Source organism: Streptomyces mesophilus, from assembly GCF_011044995.1.
Classification (GTDB): Bacteria; Actinomycetota; Actinomycetes; order Streptomycetales; family Streptomycetaceae; genus Streptomyces; species Streptomyces mesophilus.
Genome location: NZ_JAAKZW010000168.1, coordinates 1 through 18,157 on the forward strand (window position 1 = coordinate 1; position 18,157 = coordinate 18,157).

The 18,157-nt window shown below is 70.8% G+C and carries 17 protein-coding genes; 10 read left to right on the forward strand and 7 right to left on the reverse strand.

Annotation, left to right across the window (positions count from 1 at the left end; translation table 11 throughout):
* Window positions 1-132: 132 nt before the first annotated feature.
* Entirely contained in the window at window positions 133-735 is a 603-nt protein-coding gene (locus tag G6045_RS29325; RefSeq protein WP_165335161.1) for a GNAT family N-acetyltransferase, read from the forward strand.
* 19 nt (window positions 736-754) lie between these two features.
* Here G6045_RS29325 and G6045_RS29330 read toward each other — a convergent pair whose 3' ends face one another.
* Window positions 755-1,411 (reverse strand): pirin family protein, encoded by a 657-nt coding sequence (locus G6045_RS29330; RefSeq protein WP_165335175.1) that lies wholly within the window; start codon window positions 1,409-1,411, stop codon window positions 755-757.
* 96 nt (window positions 1,412-1,507) lie between these two features.
* Between G6045_RS29330 and fasR the strand changes: the two genes are divergently transcribed.
* From fasR to G6045_RS29355, 5 genes are all read left to right on the forward strand, one after another.
* Window positions 1,508-2,737: a fatty acid biosynthesis transcriptional regulator FasR gene (gene fasR / locus G6045_RS29335; RefSeq protein WP_165335162.1), complete on the forward strand. Its 1,230-nt coding sequence runs from the start codon at window positions 1,508-1,510 to the stop codon at window positions 2,735-2,737.
* An 89-nt stretch (window positions 2,738-2,826) separates the two neighbouring features.
* On the forward strand, window positions 2,827-3,744 hold the full coding sequence (locus G6045_RS29340; protein WP_165335163.1) for an ACP S-malonyltransferase: 918 nt from the start codon (window positions 2,827-2,829) through the stop codon (window positions 3,742-3,744).
* Between the two features lie 18 nt (window positions 3,745-3,762).
* Window positions 3,763-4,761 carry a ketoacyl-ACP synthase III gene (locus G6045_RS29345; RefSeq protein WP_165335164.1) on the forward strand — a complete coding sequence of 333 codons (999 nt, stop codon included), beginning with the start codon at window positions 3,763-3,765 and terminating at the stop codon, window positions 4,759-4,761.
* A gap of 67 nt (window positions 4,762-4,828) precedes the next feature.
* Complete coding sequence (locus G6045_RS29350) at window positions 4,829-5,077, forward strand: acyl carrier protein (protein ID WP_165335165.1); 249 nt, start codon at window positions 4,829-4,831, stop codon at window positions 5,075-5,077.
* Between the two features lie 117 nt (window positions 5,078-5,194).
* Entirely contained in the window at window positions 5,195-6,466 is a 1,272-nt protein-coding gene (locus tag G6045_RS29355) for a beta-ketoacyl-[acyl-carrier-protein] synthase family protein (RefSeq protein ID WP_165335166.1), read from the forward strand.
* Window positions 6,467-6,545: 79 nt separating this feature from the next.
* On the opposite strand, the gene G6045_RS29360 is transcribed toward G6045_RS29355, so the two are convergent.
* A complete protein-coding gene (locus G6045_RS29360) occupies window positions 6,546-7,040 on the reverse strand; it encodes a DUF3145 domain-containing protein (protein WP_165335167.1) in 495 nt (164 codons plus the stop codon).
* A 307-nt stretch (window positions 7,041-7,347) separates the two neighbouring features.
* On the opposite strand from G6045_RS29360, the gene G6045_RS29365 reads away from it, so the two are divergent.
* Window positions 7,348-8,262 carry an SGNH/GDSL hydrolase family protein gene (locus G6045_RS29365; protein ID WP_408056377.1) on the forward strand — a complete coding sequence of 305 codons (915 nt, stop codon included), beginning with the start codon at window positions 7,348-7,350 and terminating at the stop codon, window positions 8,260-8,262.
* Window positions 8,263-8,309: 47 nt separating this feature from the next.
* Here the strand turns inward: G6045_RS29365 and G6045_RS29370 are convergent, their stop codons facing one another.
* On the reverse strand, window positions 8,310-10,748 hold the full coding sequence (locus tag G6045_RS29370; protein WP_328707941.1) for a beta-glucosidase H: 2,439 nt from the start codon (window positions 10,746-10,748) through the stop codon (window positions 8,310-8,312).
* Window positions 10,749-10,901: 153 nt separating this feature from the next.
* Between G6045_RS29370 and G6045_RS29375 the strand changes: the two genes are divergently transcribed.
* Window positions 10,902-11,468 (forward strand): TetR/AcrR family transcriptional regulator, encoded by a 567-nt coding sequence (locus G6045_RS29375; RefSeq protein WP_165335168.1) that lies wholly within the window; start codon window positions 10,902-10,904, stop codon window positions 11,466-11,468.
* Here G6045_RS29375 and G6045_RS29380 read toward each other — a convergent pair.
* Window positions 11,465-11,866 (reverse strand): RidA family protein, encoded by a 402-nt coding sequence (locus G6045_RS29380; RefSeq protein WP_165335169.1) that lies wholly within the window; start codon window positions 11,864-11,866, stop codon window positions 11,465-11,467. The genes G6045_RS29375 and G6045_RS29380 overlap by 4 nt on opposite strands.
* Before the next feature lie 10 nt (window positions 11,867-11,876).
* Window positions 11,877-12,683, reverse strand: coding sequence for an NAD(P)-dependent oxidoreductase (locus tag G6045_RS29385; protein ID WP_165335170.1), 807 nt, complete (start codon window positions 12,681-12,683; stop codon window positions 11,877-11,879).
* A gap of 133 nt (window positions 12,684-12,816) precedes the next feature.
* On the opposite strand from G6045_RS29385, the gene G6045_RS29390 reads away from it, so the two are divergent.
* Complete coding sequence (locus G6045_RS29390; protein ID WP_165335171.1) at window positions 12,817-13,746, forward strand: LysR family transcriptional regulator; 930 nt, start codon at window positions 12,817-12,819, stop codon at window positions 13,744-13,746.
* On the opposite strand, the gene G6045_RS29395 is transcribed toward G6045_RS29390, so the two are convergent.
* Entirely contained in the window at window positions 13,738-14,349 is a 612-nt protein-coding gene (locus G6045_RS29395; RefSeq protein ID WP_165335172.1) for a LysE family translocator, read from the reverse strand. The genes G6045_RS29390 and G6045_RS29395 overlap by 9 nt on opposite strands.
* A gap of 31 nt (window positions 14,350-14,380) precedes the next feature.
* A complete protein-coding gene (locus G6045_RS29400; protein WP_165335173.1) occupies window positions 14,381-15,202 on the reverse strand; it encodes an EI24 domain-containing protein in 822 nt (273 codons plus the stop codon).
* A gap of 133 nt (window positions 15,203-15,335) precedes the next feature.
* On the opposite strand from G6045_RS29400, the gene G6045_RS29405 reads away from it, so the two are divergent.
* A complete protein-coding gene (locus G6045_RS29405; RefSeq protein ID WP_165335174.1) occupies window positions 15,336-17,894 on the forward strand; it encodes a M14 family zinc carboxypeptidase in 2,559 nt (852 codons plus the stop codon).
* Window positions 17,895-18,157 lie beyond the last annotated feature (263 nt).

Consider the following 18,157-nt stretch of genomic DNA (forward strand, 5'->3'; position numbering starts at 1 on the left):
GCTCCGCCCCCGGACCCCGGCTGCTCAATCGCCGCAGGGGCTGGGTTTGCCGGACCGCCCCCGACCCAGAAGTGGTCGCATCCGTCCCGCGATGGATGTGCGTCGAACCGTCGGCGGGCTAAGTTGGCCGGTATGGCTGACATAGTCCGTGCCACCCGGGCCGATGTTCACGCGCTGGCCGATGTGCTCGCCGATGCCTACGAGGACGATCCGGTCTGGGAGTGGCTCGTGCCACGGGATCGGGTGCCGAGGCTGCGGAGGTTCTTCAGGGATCTGCTGGCCATGCAGGCCGACCGCGAGCGCCTGTGGACCGATATCGACCGGACCGTCGCCGCCGTGTGGTGCCCGCCCGGCGAGTGGAAGGTCGGGGCGGGCGATCTCGTACGGAATCTGCCGGTGCTCGTGCGGACGGGGCGTTCCCGACTGCCGCTGCTGCTCGGGATGTTGCAGCACATGGAGCGCAAGCATCCGGTCGAGCCGGAGCACTGGTACCTCGAGTTCATCGGGACGCATTCGTCCGCGCGCGGAACCGGGCGCGGATCCATGGTCCTGGGAGCGCTGCTCGACCAGGCGGATGCCTCGGGGCTCCCCGCGTACCTCGAGTCGAGCAACGAGCGGAATCTCAGCTTCTACAAGCGGCACGGCTTCGCCGTACGCGAGGAGATCACCTACCGGTCGAGCCCGCCGATGTGGCGGATGTGGCGCGAACCCGGGAACGGAACGCAGGGCTCCTAGGGCCTGTCATAGACAGTCCCTAGCCCGCGAACTCCCACACCAGCACCTCGGCCCGCCCCCGCAGCGCCTCCAGCTCCAGGGACCGCCCGTCCGTGATCCGTACGGCATCCCCGGCCCTCAACTCCGTACCGCCGAGGCGGACTTCGCCCCGTACGACATGGACGTACGCGAACGCCGCGTCCGGCACCGCGGCGCGTTCCGCGGGGCGCAGGCGGCGGACGTGGAGCAGGGCGCCGGCCGCGGGGACCGCGTAGGGCGTGGAGTCGGCGATGCCGCGGACGATCTCGTACGAGGGGTCGCCGCCGGCCGCCGTGGGTGCCAGCCACATCTGCACGAAGACCAGGCACGAGCCGCCGTCGTTGCGCTCGACATGGCGTACGCCCCCGCCCGCGCTGAGCCGCTGCAGATCGCCGGGCTGCACGACGGTCTCGTTGCCCTCCGAGTCGCGGTGGGTCAGCGTGCCCTCGACGACCCAGGTGACCAGCTCCGTATGGCTGTGGGTGTGCTCGTCGAAGCCGGCGCCGGGCGCGAGGTGTTCCTCGTTGCAGGCGATGACCGGTCCGAAGCGGAGATTGTCCGGGTCGTAGTGGGGCCCGAAGGAGAACGCGTGCAGCGACTCGATACCACTCGCCGGCTCCCCGCCGCGGTACCGATCGCCGGAGCGCCGTACGTCCATCACGGACCCACCGTAGCCGCCACAAAGGCGCACGGAGACCGGTCGGTCCTGGACCCGCCACTTAGCCGAGCCGCCCCGATAAGGCAGTCTTGTCCCGTGCCCGAACCCGCAGCGAACCCAAACCCCGACTCCGGAACGCCCCCGGCCGGCGCCGGAGCGCGCCCGGCCCATCCGCACATCGCCACGCTCAAGCGCCTGGAGAAGTCGTCCGGCAGCCTGGCCGCGCAGGCCATCGCGCGCATGGACGAGACGCTGCCCTGGTACCGGGCGATGCCGCCGGAGAACCGTTCGTGGATCGGTCTGGTCGCGCAGGCCGGTATCGCCGCGTTCACCGAGTGGTTCCGGCACCCCGACGCCCCCCAGGCCATCTCGACCGACGTCTTCGGCACCGCGCCACGGGAGCTGACCCGGGCGATCACGCTGCGTCAGACCGTGGAGATGGTCCGGACGACGATCGAGGTCATGGAGACCGCGATCGACGAGGTCGCGGCGCCGGGCGACGAGTCGATCCTGCGGGAGGCGCTGCTCGTCTACGCGCGGGAGATCGCCTTCGCCACGGCCCAGGTCTACGCCCAGGCCGCCGAGGCCCGGGGCGCCTGGGACGCGCGGCTCGAGTCGCTCGTCGTCAATGCCGTGCTGAGCGGTGAGGCCGACGAGGGCGCCGTCAGCCGGGCCGCGGCGCTCGGCTGGAACTCCCCGGAGCATGTCTGCGTCGTCCTGGGCACCGCCCCCGACGGCGACAGCGAGCTGACCGTCGAGGCCATCCGCCGGGCCGCCCGCCACGCGAAACTCCAGGTCCTGACGGGTGTGCTCGGTGATCGCCTGGTCGTCATCGCAGGTGGCAGCGACAATCCCCTCGCGGTCGCGAAGGCGCTGATCGGCCCGTACGCGGCCGGGCCCGTCGTCGCCGGACCCGTCGTCCCCGACCTGCTCGCGGCCACCAGGTCCGCGCAGGCCGCGGCCGCCGGACTCAAGGCGTGCTCGGCCTGGCAGGACGCCCCGCGGCCCGCGCTCGCGGACGATCTCCTGCCGGAGCGCGCGATCGCCTCGGACCCTGCGGCGCGGGAGCAGTTGGTGGAGGAGATCTACAGACCGCTGGAGGAGGCCGGCTCCGCGCTTCTGGAGACCTTGAGCGTCTATCTGGAACAGGCGAGCAGCCTCGAAGGCGCGGCCCGGATGCTCTTCGTGCACCCCAACACCGTCCGCTACCGGCTGCGACGTGTGACAGACGTCACCGGCTGGTCGCCCTCGGATGTCCGGTCCGCGTTCACGCTGCGTATCGCCCTCATCCTGGGGCGTCTGGCCGACGGAGATCCTCAGTCCTAGACTTTTGTCGGGGGTCGACAATTCCCCTGACCGTTCTTCGTCCCTGTCCCCACGGGCGGCGCCCACCGTCCACAAGAGAGAGTGTGAGAGTGCTCGTACTCGTCGCTCCCGGCCAAGGCGCTCAGACGCCCGGCTTCCTGACTCCCTGGCTCGACCTCCCCGGCGCCGCCGACAAGCTCGCCGCTTGGTCGGACGCCATCGGACTCGACCTCGCCCACTACGGCACGCAGGCCGACGCGGACGCGATCCGCGACACGGCCGTCGCGCAGCCGCTGCTCGTCGCGGCCGGACTCCTTTCCGCCGCGGCCCTGGGTGACGTCGAGCCGTCGGCCGTCGCGGGTCACAGCGTCGGTGAGTTCACCGCCGCCGCTTTCGCGGGCGTCCTCGACGAGACCGCCGCGCTGCAGCTCGTACGCAAGCGGGGTCTGGCCATGGCCGACGCCGCCGCGATCACGGAGACCGGCATGGCGGCGCTGCTCGGCGGCGACCCGGAGATCGTGGTCCCGCACCTGGAGAAGCTCGGCCTGACCCCGGCCAACGTCAACGGCGCGGGCCAGATCGTCGCCGCCGGCACCCTGGAGCAGATCGCCGCCCTGGCGGCCGACAAGCCCGAGGGCACCCGCCGGGTCATTCCGCTGCAGGTCGCCGGCGCGTTCCACACGCACCACATGGCGCCCGCGGTCGAGACGCTGCGCAAGGCCGCCGAGGAGCTGTCCCCGGCCGACCCGACGGTCGCCTACGTCTCCAACAAGGACGGCAAGGCCGTCGCCTCCGGCGCCGAGGTCATCGCGCGTCTGGTCGGCCAGGTCGCCAACCCGGTCCGCTGGGACCTGTGCATGGAGACCTTCCAGGAGCTCGGCGCGACGGCGCTCATCGAGGTGTGCCCGGGCGGCACCCTCACCGGTATCGCCAAGCGCGCGCTGCCCGGCGTCAAGACGCTGGCCCTGAAGACCCCCGACGACCTCGACGCTGCTCGCGAGCTCATCGCCGAGCACGCTGCGGCCTGACTAAGGAGCCCCAGAGCAATGTCGAAGATCAAGCCGAGCAAGGGCGCCCCGTACGCCAAGATCATGGGCGTCGGCGGCTACCGGCCCACGCGGGTCGTGCCCAACGAGGTGATCCTCGAGACGATCGACTCGTCCGACGAGTGGATCCGCTCCCGCTCCGGCATCGCGACCCGGCACTGGGCGAGCGACCAGGAGACCGTCGCCGCGATGTCCATCGAGGCCTCCGGCAAGGCGATCGCCGACGCCGGGCTCACCGCCGACAAGATCGGCGCCGTGATCGTCTCGACCGTCTCGCACTTCAAGCAGACCCCGGCCGTCGCGACCGAGATCGCCGACAAGCTGGGCACGCGGAAGGCCGCCGCCTTCGACATCTCGGCCGGCTGCGCGGGCTTCGGCTACGCCCTGACGCTCGCCAAGGGCATGGTCGTGGAAGGCAGTTCGGAGTACGTCCTCGTCATCGGCGTCGAGCGCCTGAGCGACCTGACCGACCTGGAGGACCGCGCGACGGCCTTCCTGTTCGGTGACGGCGCGGGCGCGGTCGTCGTCGGCCCCTCGGACGAGCCGCACATCGGCCCGACGGTCTGGGGCTCGGAGGGCGACAAGTCCGAGACGATCAAGCAGACCGTCGCCTGGACCGAGTACGACAGTGCGGTCCACAAGTTCCCTGCGATCACGCAGGAGGGCCAGGCGGTGTTCCGCTGGGCCGTGTTCGAGATGGCGAAGGTCGCCCAGCAGGCGCTGGACGCGGCCGGAATCAGCGCGGACGACCTGGATGTCTTCATCCCGCACCAGGCCAACATGCGGATCATCGACTCGATGGTGAAGACTTTGAAGCTGCCGGAGCATGTCACGGTCGCCCGTGACATCGAGACCACCGGCAACACCTCGGCCGCCTCGATCCCGCTCGCTATGGAGCGGCTTCTGGCGACCGGGGAAGCCAAGAGCGGCGACACCGCGCTCGTCATCGGCTTCGGGGCGGGTCTCGTCTACGCAGCCTCCGTCGTTACCCTCCCCTAGGCACCCTGCACGGACCATTCCGTACGGGACCCTGCCACCTCACTGATACACAAGAAGGAGCGCCAACATGGCCGCCACTCAGGAAGAGATCGTCGCCGGTCTCGCCGAGATCGTGAACGAGATCGCCGGTATCCCGGTCGAGGACGTCCAGCTGGACAAGTCCTTCACCGATGACTTGGACGTCGACTCGCTGTCCATGGTCGAGGTCGTCGTCGCCGCCGAAGAGCGCTTCGACGTCAAGATCCCGGACGACGACGTCAAGAACCTGAAGACCGTCGGCGACGCCGCGTCTTACATCCTGAAGCACCAGGACTGACCTCAGGTCCTTCCTGGCCCGGGTCGGCCCGCAAGGGCCGCCCGTCAGGGCCGGCTGTCTGCCGCCACCTAGCGGTAGTGCCGCTTATTCACCTCTACACGTGGAGAAAGAATTCCTGTGAGCCCGACCAATCGCACCGTGGTCGTCACCGGTATCGGCGCAACCACACCGCTGGGTGGCGACGCAGCATCGACCTGGGAAGGTCTCGTCGCGGGCCGCTCGGGCGTCAAGCCCCTCGAGGGCGAGCGCTTCGCCGAACTGCCGGTCCGTATCGCCGCCCCCGCCGCGGTCGACCCGGGCGAGGTGCTGCCCCGCCCGCTCGCCCGCAAGCTGGACCGCTCGGCGCAGTTCGCGCTGATCGCGGCCAAGGAGGCCTGGGCGGACGCCGGTTACGAGGGCAAGGCGGGCGAGGAGACGGGTGTCGCCCCCGAGCGTCTGGGCGCGGTCATCGCGTCCGGTATCGGCGGTGTGACCACGCTGCTCGACCAGTACGACGTGCTCAAGGAGAAGGGTGTACGCCGGGTCTCCCCGCACACCGTTCCCATGCTCATGCCCAACGGCCCCTCCGCCAACGTCGGTCTGGAGGTGAACGCCCAGGCGGGCGTGCACACCCCGGTCTCGGCCTGTGCGTCGGGCGCCGAGGCGATCGGCTACGCCGTCGAGATGATCCGTACCGGCCGTGCCGACGTGGTCGTCGCCGGCGGTACCGAGGCGGCCATCCACCCGCTGCCCATCGCGGCGTTCGCCAACATGATGGCGATGTCCAAGAACAACGACGAGCCCACCAAGGCCTCCCGCCCGTACGACAAGGGCCGTGACGGCTTCGTGCTCGGCGAGGGCGCGGGTGTCGTGATCCTCGAGTCCGAGGAGCACGCGAAGGCCCGTGGCGCCCGTGTCTACTGCGAGGTGCTCGGCCAGGGACTGTCCGCCGACAGCCACCACATCGCGCAGCCCGAGCCGACGGGGCGCGGCGTTGCCGCGGCCGTGCAGAACCTGCTCGACTCGACGGACCTCAAGCCGGCCGAGCTCGTGCACCTGAACGCGCACGCGACCTCGACCCCGCAGGGTGACATCGCGGAGATCAAGGCGCTGCGCAAGGTGCTCGGCGCGGATCTCGATCACGTGGCCATCTCCGGTACGAAGTCGATGACCGGTCACCTTCTCGGTGGCGCCGGTGGTATCGAGACCGTCGCGACCGTGCTCGCGCTGCACCACCGTCTTGCTCCGCCGACGATCAATGTCGAGGAGCTCGACGAGGAAATCGCCTCGGACGGTGCTGACATCGTGCGGGGTGAGGCCCGGGTGCTGCCCGAGGGCACGATTGCCGCGATCAACAACTCGTTCGGGTTCGGTGGGCACAACGTGGTGCTCGCGTTCCGCACTGTCTGACAGTTCGTTACGAGTAAGGCCCACCCTGTTCGCTCGGGTGGGCCTTCGTCGTATGTACGGGGTCGGGGTGCGGGTGGGCTCAGACGACCTGGTGGAGCCATCTGACCGGGGCGCCCTCGCCCGCGTACCGGAAGGGTTCCAGCTCGTCGTCCCAAGGCTTGCCCAGGAGCTTGGAGAGTTCGGCCGCCAAGTCGCTTTCGCCTCCTCCCGATCGGGCGAGAGCCGCGCGGAGGCGGTCCTCCGGGATCAGGATGTCGCCGTGGATGCCGGTGACCGCGTGGAAGATGCCGAGCTCGGGGGTGGAGCTGTAGCGCTCGCCCTCCGCCGTGGCGCACGGCTCGGCCGTGACCTCGAAGCGGAGTTGCTGCCAGCCGCGCAGTGCGGAGGCGAGCTTGGAGCCCGTGCCGGCCTCGCCCTGCCAGGAGAACTCCGCACGCCAAGTGCCCGGCGCCGCGGGCTGCCTGATCCAGTCGAGCGTGACCCTGCCGCCGAGCACACCCGCGACCGCCCACTCGACGTGCGGGCACAGCGCGCGCGGAGCGGAGTGCACGTACAGGACTCCACGTGTCGTCACCGGGACCTCCAGGGTGGGGCGAGGGTTGGGGCCTCGCACCTGGCCGGGCAGTTGCCGGGAGTTTCGCCAAGATTCCCGAGGAAATCCAGGACATCCACGGAATCGAGGAAACTCCCCGAAAGGGGACATTTCTGACGTGATGTAATTTACCGGAACCGGGACGGCGCTCCGACTCCGGGTCGACCGCAGCAAAACTACCGTGCGGTGCGGGCCCGAGTGTGACGTACCGTCGGGTCCAGGTCCCGGGAATGGCGGGCATTCACCCGGCAGGGCGCGGGTGCACAGGACGGCGAGAGAAGGGACGACCGTGATCCGGAACTGGTTCCGTGGCCGTACCGCGGCCTCGGCGGCGACCGCCGCCGTACTCGCGACCGCACTCCTCGGCTGTGACGCGCAAGGCGGCAACTCCCCGGCCCCACAGGGCGCCGCGGCCGCCGACCGCCCCAAGCCCTCCCCCACACCCACTCCCACCTGGGACACCACCCCGCGCTCGATGGCGGCGGTGGGCGATTCGATCACCCGCGGTTTCGACGCCTGCCAGGTGCTCTCCGACTGTCCCGAGTCGTCCTGGGCGACGGGCACCGACCCGGCGGTGAACAGCCTCGCCGTACGGCTGCTCGGCAAGGACGCGGCGGCGGCACAGAGTTGGAACTTCGCCCGTACGGGGGCACGCATGAGCGCGCTGCCGGAGCAGATGGAGCAGGCGGCCGAGAAGTCACCCGAGTTGGTGACGGTTCTGATGGGCGCCAACGACGCCTGCCGCGGGACGACCGCGGCGATGACCTCCGTCGCCTCCTTCCGCGCGGACTTCGAGGACGGGATGCGCGCCCTGCGCCGCGAACTGCCCAAGACCCAGGTGTTCGTGGCGAGCGTCCCGGATCTGTCGCGGCTGTGGTCCTCGGGCAAGGGCAACGCGATGGCCAAGCAGATCTGGAAGCTCGGCATCTGCCAGTCGATGCTCGCCGACCCGGACGCCATGGACAGCCTGGCCGTCGAGCGGCGCGGGAACGTGCACGCGCGCGTGGAGGCGTACAACGAGGTCCTCCAGGACGTGTGCGCGAAGGACAAGTACTGCCGCTACGACGGCGGGTCGGTCTTCGACTACCGCTTCGGACAGGGGCAACTGAGCAGGTGGGACTGGTTCCACCCGAGCAGGAACGGGCAGGCGCGCCTGGCGGAGCTGGCGTTCACGGCCGTCACCGCGGAGAAGTCGCCCGCTTAAGGGGCCCCACAAGCGCGTGAGGCCCCTCGCGCGTCATGCCTCGCGCGTCATGCCTCGATCGTCGCGCTCAGCCTGCGGTCCGCGAGCGAACGGCCGGCTTCCAAGGTGTACGTGCCCTTCTGGTACGCCCACGCCGCGGCGCTCTCGTCCCAGATCTCGAACGCCCGCCGCGGCAGCGGGATCCGCACCTCGACGCTCTCGCCCGCGTCCGCGGTGACGCATCCGAAGGCGGCGAGTGCGCGTGCGGGTCGCTCGACGGAGCCGTCCGCGGGCGGGGCGAGGTAGAGCTGGACGGTCTCGCGGCCGACCCTGGCGCCGGTGTTGCGGATGCGGACAGTGGCCTCCTCACCTGTCACCTGGAGGCTCTCGTACGTCCAGTCGGTGTAGCCGAGGCCGTGTCCGAAGGGGTACGAGGGGGTGGCGCCGGCCTTGTCCCAGGCGCGGTAGCCGATGAACACCCCTTCGCTGTACGTGAGTCGGCCCTCGGCGTCCGGAGTGACCTCGGTGACCGGCGCGTCGGCGAGCGCGCCCCAGGTCGTGGGCAGCCGGCCGCCGGGCTCCTGGGCGCCGGTCAGCACATCGGCGAGCGCGGCGCCGCCCTCCTGGCCCGGGAACCAGCTGAGCAGCACGGCGGCGACGTCCTCGCGCCACGGGAGTTCCACCGGGGAGCCGGAGTTGACGACCACGACCGTGCGCGGGTTGGCGGCGGCGACGGCCCGTACGAGATCGTCCTGGCGGCCGGGCAGGTGCAGGTCGCGGCGGTCGAAGCCCTCGGACTCCACGCGGTCGGTGGTGGCGACCAGGACGACGGCCACCTCGGCCTCCCGCGCGATACGCACCGCCTCGGCGATCATCTCGTCGGCGTCGCGCCGGGGTTCGGCGTGCGACAGGCTGAGGGCGACCGCCTCGATGGGCATGCCCTCGATCTTCGGCGGGGTGACGTCCAGGGAGACCTCGATGGGCGCGCCGGCCTTCAGCTCGACGGTGCCGCGCTCGGTGGGCGCGCCGAGGAAGGCCTCGAAGGGGTCGCCGTCGACCGGCATCCGCTGTTCGCCGTCGAAGAGTTCGCGTCCGTCGACGGTGAGCCGCAGGGTGCCGAGACCGCGGGTACCGAAGCGGTGGGCGCCGTCGACGCGGGGGGTGAACGTGCCCTTGATCTCGACCCGGCTGAGCTCCGCGTAGGTGACCCCGTCGGGGAACCCGCCGCCGAACCACTGGATCGCCCCGTCGGCCAGCGGCGCCTCGCCGAGGACGCGGCCCTCGGCGTCGCGGCACACGGCGCGCAGCTCGAACCCGGCCTTCGCGACGCCCAGTTCCTCACTCGGCTCCGCGCCCCTCGCGTACGCGACCGAGCCCTCGCCGAGCGCGGCGGTGAGCCCGTCCAGCGGCGAGACGACCCGGCGCGGGAAGACGGTGGCGGAACCGCCGCCGAGCACACGGGCGTCGCGCGCGGCGGCGCCGATCAGTGCGACCTTCCTGGTGCCGGCCAGGGGAAGAATCCCCTGCTCGTTGCGGACGAGGACGAAGGACCGGTGGGCGATCTCGCGGGCGAGGGCCTCGCCGTCGACCGGCGCGGGCGGTGCGGTGACGGCGGGTTCGGCGCCGTCGAGCGCGCCGACGCGGGCGGCGAGCCGCAGCACCCTGCGGACCGCCTCGTCCACGGTCGACTCATCGACATGGCCGTCACGTACGGCTTCGGCGAGAGCGGGACCGTACACGGTCATCGGGCCCGGCATCGCGATATCCAGGCCGCCCTCGATGGCGCCCACGGTGTCGCGGGCGGCCATCCAGTCGGAGACGTTGAAGCCGTCGAAGCCCCACTCGTCGCGCAGGATGCCGTTCACCAGGGCGGCGTTCTCGGTCATGGTGAGGCCGTTGACCGCGTTGTAGGCGGTCATGATGCCCCAGGGCTTCGCCTGCTTCACGATCGCTTCGAAGGGCGCCAGGTAGAGCTCGCGCAGGGCCCGTTCGGGGACGCGGTTGTCCACGGTGAAGCGGTCGGTCTCGGCGTCGTTGGCGACGAAGTGCTTGACGGTGGTGCCGACGCCGCCCGACTGCACACCCCGCACATAGCCGCTGCCGATCTCGCCGGTCAGATACGGGTCTTCGCTGTACGCCTCGAAGTGGCGTCCGCCGCGCGGGGAGCGCTGCAGATTGACGGTCGGCGCGAGCAGCACGTGCACGCCTTTGCGCCGGGCCTCCTGGGCGAGCAACTGGCCTGTCTGGTGCGCGAGTTCCGGGTCCCAGGTGGCGGCGAGTGCGGTCGGTGAAGGCAGGGCTATGGAGGGGTCGTCGGCGCTCCAGTGCACGCCCCGTACACCGATCGGGCCGTCGGACATGACCAGGGAATCGAGCCCGATCTCGGGGAGCGCGGGCAGGGTCCACATGTCCTGGCCGGCGAGGAGGCGGGCCTTCGTATCGAGATCGAGTTTCCCGAGCGCGGCCTCGACGACCGCCTCGTACGCATCCCTGGACTGCTCAGTCACTGCCGTACCTCCTCATCGACGCACCCCTGACCCGGTCCCCATCCTGCACCGCTCACCTGTGAAGCGGTAGGTTTCGTTATCTGGCAGTTATCTTTGGGGTGGACGGGCACCGTACGGTGGCATCCGAAGAGGCGCCGACGAGGGTGAGTGGGCATGGCGGCGAAGACGAGAAGCGACCAGCGGCGCGCGGAGATCGTGCGGGCCGCGCTCGAGGTGATCGCCGAGCGCGGCTACCGCGGTGCGTCGCTCGCCGCGGTGGCCGAGCGGGTGGGGCTGACCCAGCAGGGGCTGCTGCACCACTTCCCCACCAAGGAGGCGCTGCTCGTCGCCGTACTGGAAGAGCGCGACCAGTGGGATGCCACACCGTCGGCGCGCGAGTGGCGGATGGAGCTCCTGGCGTCGCTGGTCGAGTACAACGCGATGCGGCCCGCGATCGTGCAGACCTTCTCGGCCCTGCTGGGCGAGAGCGTGACGGAGGACCATCCGGCGCGTGGCTACTTCACGCGGCGCTATGCGGGCGTACGCGAGGACATGGCCCGGCTCCTGCGCGCCGAGTACGGCGAGCGGCTGCCGTCCGGGCTCACGCCCGAACAGGCGGCGCCGCTGCTCGTGGCCGTGCTCGACGGCCTGCAGTACCAGTGGCTGCTCGACCCCGAGAACGTGGACATGCCGGGGGCTTTCCGGAACTTCCTGGTGCTGCTCGGGGAGCAGGGCTCTTAGCGGTCGGCGCCCTGGGCCCCGGGCAGCGCGGCCACGGCCTCCACCTCGATGAGCGCCCACGGCAGGAAGAGCTTCGAGACCTCGACCGTGGTGCTGGTCGGCGGGGTCTCCGTCAGGTACTCACGCCGTACCGCGCCGTACTCGTGCAGGCGGTCGATGTCCGTCAGGTAGGTGCGGATGTTGATGAGGTCGGCGAGTGTCGCGCCGTGCGCTGCGAGCAGGGCGACGAGGGCTTCGAAGATGCCCCGGCTCTGGGCCGCGAGGTCCGGTCCCTCGGCCACCTGTCCCGACAGCTGCAACAGCGCGCCGCCGCCCGGGAGTTCGACGCGCGCGACCTGCGTGTAGTACGGGCTGAGCGGGGCGGGTGCGGAAGGCGGGTTGTCCAGGGTTATCTGCACAGCGGGCTCCTCAGGGCTTTTCGGTACGGATACGGGTCACCGCGGCCGCGATGTCCTCGTGGGCGAGGTCGGGGTGGGCCTCGAAGTGGTCGCGGATCGCCTCCATCGCCGGGAGCCGGGTGATCTCGGTGGCGAGCCGAACGTCCTTGACGGCGAGTTCGACCGCGAAGTGGACGTCCTCGGCGAAGGCGCGCGGTACGGCGCCGCCCAGGGCGCTGCGGCCGAGGGTGGCCTTCGCGGTGTCCTCCGGGATGCCGAGCGCGTCGGCGAGCCGCATCGCCTCGCCGACCAGGGCCACTCCCCCGAGCACGGCCGTGTTGACGACCAGCTTCAGGGCGGCGCCCGTGCCCAGCGGGCCGGTGCGCGTGACCGTGCCGAGCGCGGAGAGCAGCTGCTCGACGGCGTCCGCGTCACCGCCCGCGAGGATGCCGAGCGTCCCGGCCTCCGCCTTGTCCGTGCTGCCCATCACGGGCGCGTCGACCAGGGTGACCTCCGGTGGCAGTCCGGCCGCCAACTCCCGTACGACCTCGGGTCCGACGGTCGACATCTCGACCCAGTGGGCGCCCGGGCGCAGCGCCGGGACGATCTGCCGGGCGATGTCCCGTACGGCCTCGGGGGTGGCGAGCATCGTGAGGACCACGTCCGCGTCGCGTACGGCCTCGGCGGGCGAGGCGGCGAGGCGGGCGCCCTTGGCGACGAGGAGTTCGGCGCGGGAGGCGGTGCGGTTCCAGACGGTCAACGGGTGTCCTGCGGCGAGGAGATGGGCGGCCATGGGGGCGCCCATGTGGCCGAGGCCGAGGAAGGCGATCTTTTCCATGTCTCGACGCTAGGACCGGTGCATCGATGCGACAAGCGAGGGTCTGGCATGGCTCCCATGCGACACTCGCATGGCACAGCGCCCGCCGCCACCGCCTCACCGGGCCACGACCGACACCCACTGGAGGTACGTGATGAGCCGGCCCGTCACGGGTGACGCCCCCGCCTTGTCCACCGCCTGGCTGCGGGTCTTCCTCGAAGTGGCCCGGCTCGGCTCGTTCACCGAGGCCGCCCGCGGTCTCGGCTACACCCAGTCCGCCGTGTCACGGCAGATCCACGCCCTGGAGTCCGCGCTCGGCGCCGGTGCACTGTTCGACCGGCTGCCACGCGGCGTGACGCCCACCGAGCGCGGCCGGGTCCTGCTGCCGCGCGCCGAGGCGGTGCTCGCGCAACTCGACGGCGCCCGCGCCGACTTGACCGCGCTGGCGCAGGTGTCGGGCGGGCGGCTCAGGGTCGGCGCGTTCCCCACGGCCGGTGCCGCGCTGCTGCCGCGTGCGGTGGCGGCGTTCCGCGAGCGGCATCCGCGAGTCGAGCTGAGCTGTGCGGAGGGGCTGACCGAGGACCTCCTGTCCCGGCTCGACCACGGCGAGCTCGATCTGGCCGTCGTCTCGACCACGGCAGGCGCCGATCTCGCCGCGTACGACCTGCGCAAGCTGCTCGACGAGTCGATGTACGTGGCCGTCCCCGCCGGACACCGTCTGGCCCGCCGGCGCCGGGTGCGGCTCGCCGAACTCGCCGGGGACGACTGGGTGTCCGGCAGCCCGCACACGGAACGCAGCCTGCTGCATCCGGCCGTACGCGAGGACTTCCGCCCCCGCGTCGGCTATGTCGCCGCCGAGTGGATCGCCAAGCAGGGGTACGTGGCCGCCGGGCTCGCCGTCGCCCTGATCCCCGCGCTCGCGGCGGACGGTGTGCGGCCGGACATCAGGCTGCTCGCGGTGCACGAGGACGACATCCCGCCGCGGGCCGTGTACGCGGCGACCCTGCGCGGGCGTTCGGCACCGGCGGCCGCCAACGCCTTCGTACGGCTGCTGCGTGAGGCCGGGCGGAACGGCTCAGCTTGACGGTGCGAAGGCGAGGCTGATGCCCAGGCCGGCCAGGACCGAGCCGATCACCTTGTTCAGGGCACGCTGCCCGCGCAGCATCACGGCGCGCAGCCGCGAGTGCGAGAAGAACAGCGCGACCGCGCCGAACCACACCAGGTGCGCGAACGACATGAACAGCCCGTATCCCACCTGCTGCACCACCGGTGTGCCGGGCTGGACGACCTGCGTGAAGGTCGAGACGACGAACAGGGTGGTCTTCGGGTTGAGCACATTCGTCAGGAATCCGGCCCGCAGCGCCCCGAACGGCGAGAGGGCGGTGGTCCGTTCGAGGTCGAGCTCGACCGGACGCGAGCGGAAGGTCTTGATCCCGACGTAGACCAGATATGCGGCGCCGATCAGCTTGATCGCCGTGAACAGCGCCGTGGACGAGGCGATGAGCAGGCCGACGCCCAGCATCGTGTACGTGACGTGCACCAGGACACCGGCGGCGACTCCGGTCGCCCCGAGCAGTCCTGTCGTACGGCCGTGGAGATAGCTGTTGCGCACGATCATGGCGAAGTCGGCGCCCGGGCTGATCACGGCGAGGGCCGTGATGACCGCTACGGCGATCAGTTCTGTCATGGACGGATCCTCGGCTCCGCGCCGCCCGTACTCAACGGCCGTCCGGATCCTGGACGGTGAGCCGCACCGTGGCCGGGTCGCCCGGGGAAGCGTCCTCGTTCTCCTCGTCGTCCTCGCCCAGCAGATCCCGCACCATCAGCGTCGCCCCCGCGACCGCGCCCGGCATCAGGAAGATGGCGACGAACGGGACCAGGAAGGAGACCACCAGCGGCACTCCGAAGCCCCAGATCATCAGGCGGCGGCCGCGCATCATGGCCAGTTGCTCCCGCACCTCGACGCGTCGGCGCTGCAGGGCGACCGAGGTCAGCTCCTGGGTGAGGAAGAAGCCGGTGACGCAGAAGCCGATCGCGGGGACCGCGGTCTGTCCCAGTATCGGGATGAAGCCGAGCGCGAAGAGCAGCACGGCCCAGGCGGTGGCCCGCAGGACGATCCGGAAGCTGTCGCGCGCGGAGATCCACAGCTCGCGCAGGAGCGGCAGGCCGGATTCGGGCGCGGTGCCGTCCGGGGAGACCGACTTGTCGACCTGCTCGGACAGCGACTCGTAGAAGGGCTGGCCGATCAGCAGCGTCACGGCGGTGAAGGTGAGCACGGCGAGCAGCAGGCCGAGCGCGAACACCAGGAACACCAGGAAGCCGCGGAAGAGCCCGAGCCAGGCGCCGGACCAGTCGTCGGCGAACGGGGTCGCCCAGTCGACCAGGTCGTCGGCCCCGTAGGCGAGCCCGATCAGCGCACCCACGTACACGACGGCGGTGATGAGGCCGGGGATCAGCCCGAAGCCGAACCATCGGCCGTGGCCCACGGCCCAGCGCTGGCCCTTGAGGAGATAACCGAACCCGGTTCCTAGATCACGCATGCCGCACAGGGTACGGGGCGGCTGTGACACCGCGTACGGCTGGAGCCTCGGGCGTCTCAAGGCCCTCTTGTTGTGGGGGTGTTGAGCCGGTAGACACCGCGTACCTGTCAACAAGTGGATCGTGGAGGTACGCGTGGGCATACCCAGACCCGTTCCCGTCCTGCTGGTCGGCGCCGCTCTGACCGGCACGCTGCTGGTGCCGGGCGGAGCGCAGGCCGATCCCCGGCCCGAACCGTCCCCGGTCCGCAGCGCGGAGGCACAGGAGTCCAAGGCCGCCAAGTCGCCCGCGAGCACGGCCGAGCGGGCACTTCAGGGCCTCGTCCCCGAGTTCTCGCACACGGCCGGCTATCCCCGTGAGCGCCAACTCCCCACGCTGCCGGTGAATCCGGCCGACAAGTCCCTCAAGCTGGGGCTCACCCCGTATCACGGGATAGCGCCGAAGCTGAACGCCCTGCAGAAGCTGGGCGACCGCGTGAGCGTGGAGATCGCGGGCCGCAGCGCGGGCGGGCATCAGCTGTATCTGGTGACGGTGACCTCGCCCGAGTCCGCGCGGGAGGCGCGCGAGCAGGAGCGGATGCGGGAGCACATCGAGAACTCGCCCGCGAGCGCCGCCCGCGACAAGCAGATCAAGGCCGGCTACAAGACCCCGGTCTTCATCAACAACAACATCCACGGCAATGAGTGGGAGGGCACGGACGCGGCCCTGAAGCTCATCGAGAAGCTGGCCGGTGCCAAGGACGCGGACACCGAGGAGCTGCTCGACCACTCCCGTGTCTACTTCAACATCACGGCCAATCCGGACGGCCGGATCGCCGGAACCCGCGCGAACGCCAACGGCTTCGACCTCAACCGCGACTTCGTCACGGCCTCGCAGCCCGAGACCCGCGCCATGCGGCAGATCGCCATCGACAAGCAGCCGGCCGTGATGATCGACCTGCACGGTTACGTCAACGGCACGCTGATCGAGCCGACCACTCCCCCGCACGGCGAGAACTACGAATACGACCTCTTCCTCAAGAACACCTACGCCAACGCCCTCGGCATGGAGGCCGCGGTCAACGGCCTCGGTTACACGGAGGCCGAGGACGGCGTGCTGCCCGCCCAGATCCCCTTCCGTGACGCGGAGGAGGGCTGGGACGACTGGCCGCCGATCTTCACCCCGCAGTACATGCCGTTCCATGGCGCGACGGCCGCGCACACCATCGAGTTCCCGATGCAGGTCAACAACCGCGCGTACGACACGCTGCCGGTGGCGGAGCTGCGCCGCCGCTCGGCCATCAACACCGATATCGCGGGCGCGGCGATGCGCGCGACACTCGACTTCGTCCAGGAGCGGGGCGATGCGCTGATCGCCGACCAGATCGAGACCTTCCGGCGCGCGGACGCGGGCGAGGCGCAGGTGCCGGTCTCCCCCGAGACCGTCCCCGGTGTGCCGGGCATCGGGCCCGAGGACGTCTACACGACGGACTTCCCCCGCGCGTACGTCATCCCCGCCTCGGGCCCTGCGCAGCGCTCGGCGACGGCGGCGGCCCGGCTCGTCGACCATCTCCTCGCCAATGACGTACGGGTGGAGCGGGCCGTCCGCGACATCCGGGTCGGCTCCCGGACGTATCCGCGCGGCTCGTACCTCGTGGATCTGGAGCAGCCCAAGCGCGGCATGGCGAACGTGCTGCTCGCGGACGGGCGGGACATCAGCGACAAGGTGTCGGTGATGTACGACATCTCGGGCTGGAGCCTCGGCCGGCTGTGGGGCGCTTCGGTCGTCGAGGTGAAGGACGGCAGCCTTGATGTCCGGAGCACTCCGGTGCGCTCGGCGTCCTCCGCCGGCTATGTGGCCCCGTACGGCGATCTGCGGCTCCGCCTCGACGACCCGCAGGAGATCGCGGCGCTCAACTCACTGCTCGCTTCGGGCATTTCGGTACGCAGGGCCGCGGACGGCAGCGCGATCGTCCCGTCCTCCGCACGGCGCGAGGCGTGGAAGCTCGCCCGCGAGTACGACGTGGACTTCGCGGTGACTCGGGCCCGGGGCTCGGAGGCGTTCGAGCGCACCCGGGTGGCGGCGGCCGTGTCGTCGGGCGAGCTCTTCGCGCTGCGCGAGATGCACTTCGACGTGGTGCCGGTGTCGACGGCGACGCTGAACGCGGGGTTCGACTGGTCGGCCGTCGATGTCCTGATGGTGTCGACGGGCCTGGACCACGGCGCTTTGAACGCGTCGGCGCGTGGCGCGCTCGACGCCTTCCTCGCGGACGGCGGCGGTGTGGTCGGCCTCGGTGAGACGGGGGCGGCGCTCAGCTCGGACACGGGGTTGCTGGCGGCGAAGGCGGTCGCGGGCAACGGGGACGCCAACGGCGTGGTGCGGGTGGACAATTCGGGCGGCGACGGCTCGGTCACGGCCGGCGCTCCGGACCACACCTTCGTCTACTCCCCCGTCTGGTTCACGGACCTCGGACCCGGGGTGCGCGTCGAGCAGTCGTACGCCTCCGGGAACCCGCTCCTTTCCGGACACTGGCGTCCACTGGAGGACGGCACGGGCGGACCGGCGGACGCGGCCGGCCGGGCCTCGGTGGTGAGCGCTTCCGGGGCGGAGGGCTCACGCGTGTTCCTCTTCGGTACGGAGCCGCTGTTCCGGGCGCACCCTAAGGGGGTGTATCCGCAGATCGGACGGGCTCTGCTGGGGGCTGCCTCCGGCTGATCCCGCCGCCCTCGGGAGCGGCGTATCGCGGATCGGTGACTCGTGTGTCACAGGTTCGTGATCGTCGATCTACGTCGATTGCCTCCTCCGGACTGTGGTTGATAGAGATGTATTCCGCCTACATCGATCAATGGCCACTGGCCGGGGGAGGCCCGATGAAGTTCGACATGGGTGCGTCCGTGTTGTCGAATCTGCGGTCGCAGTCGCAGGGTTCGAGTGATGATCTGGGGTCGTTGATCCGTCAGTTGATTGCTGCGGCGCAG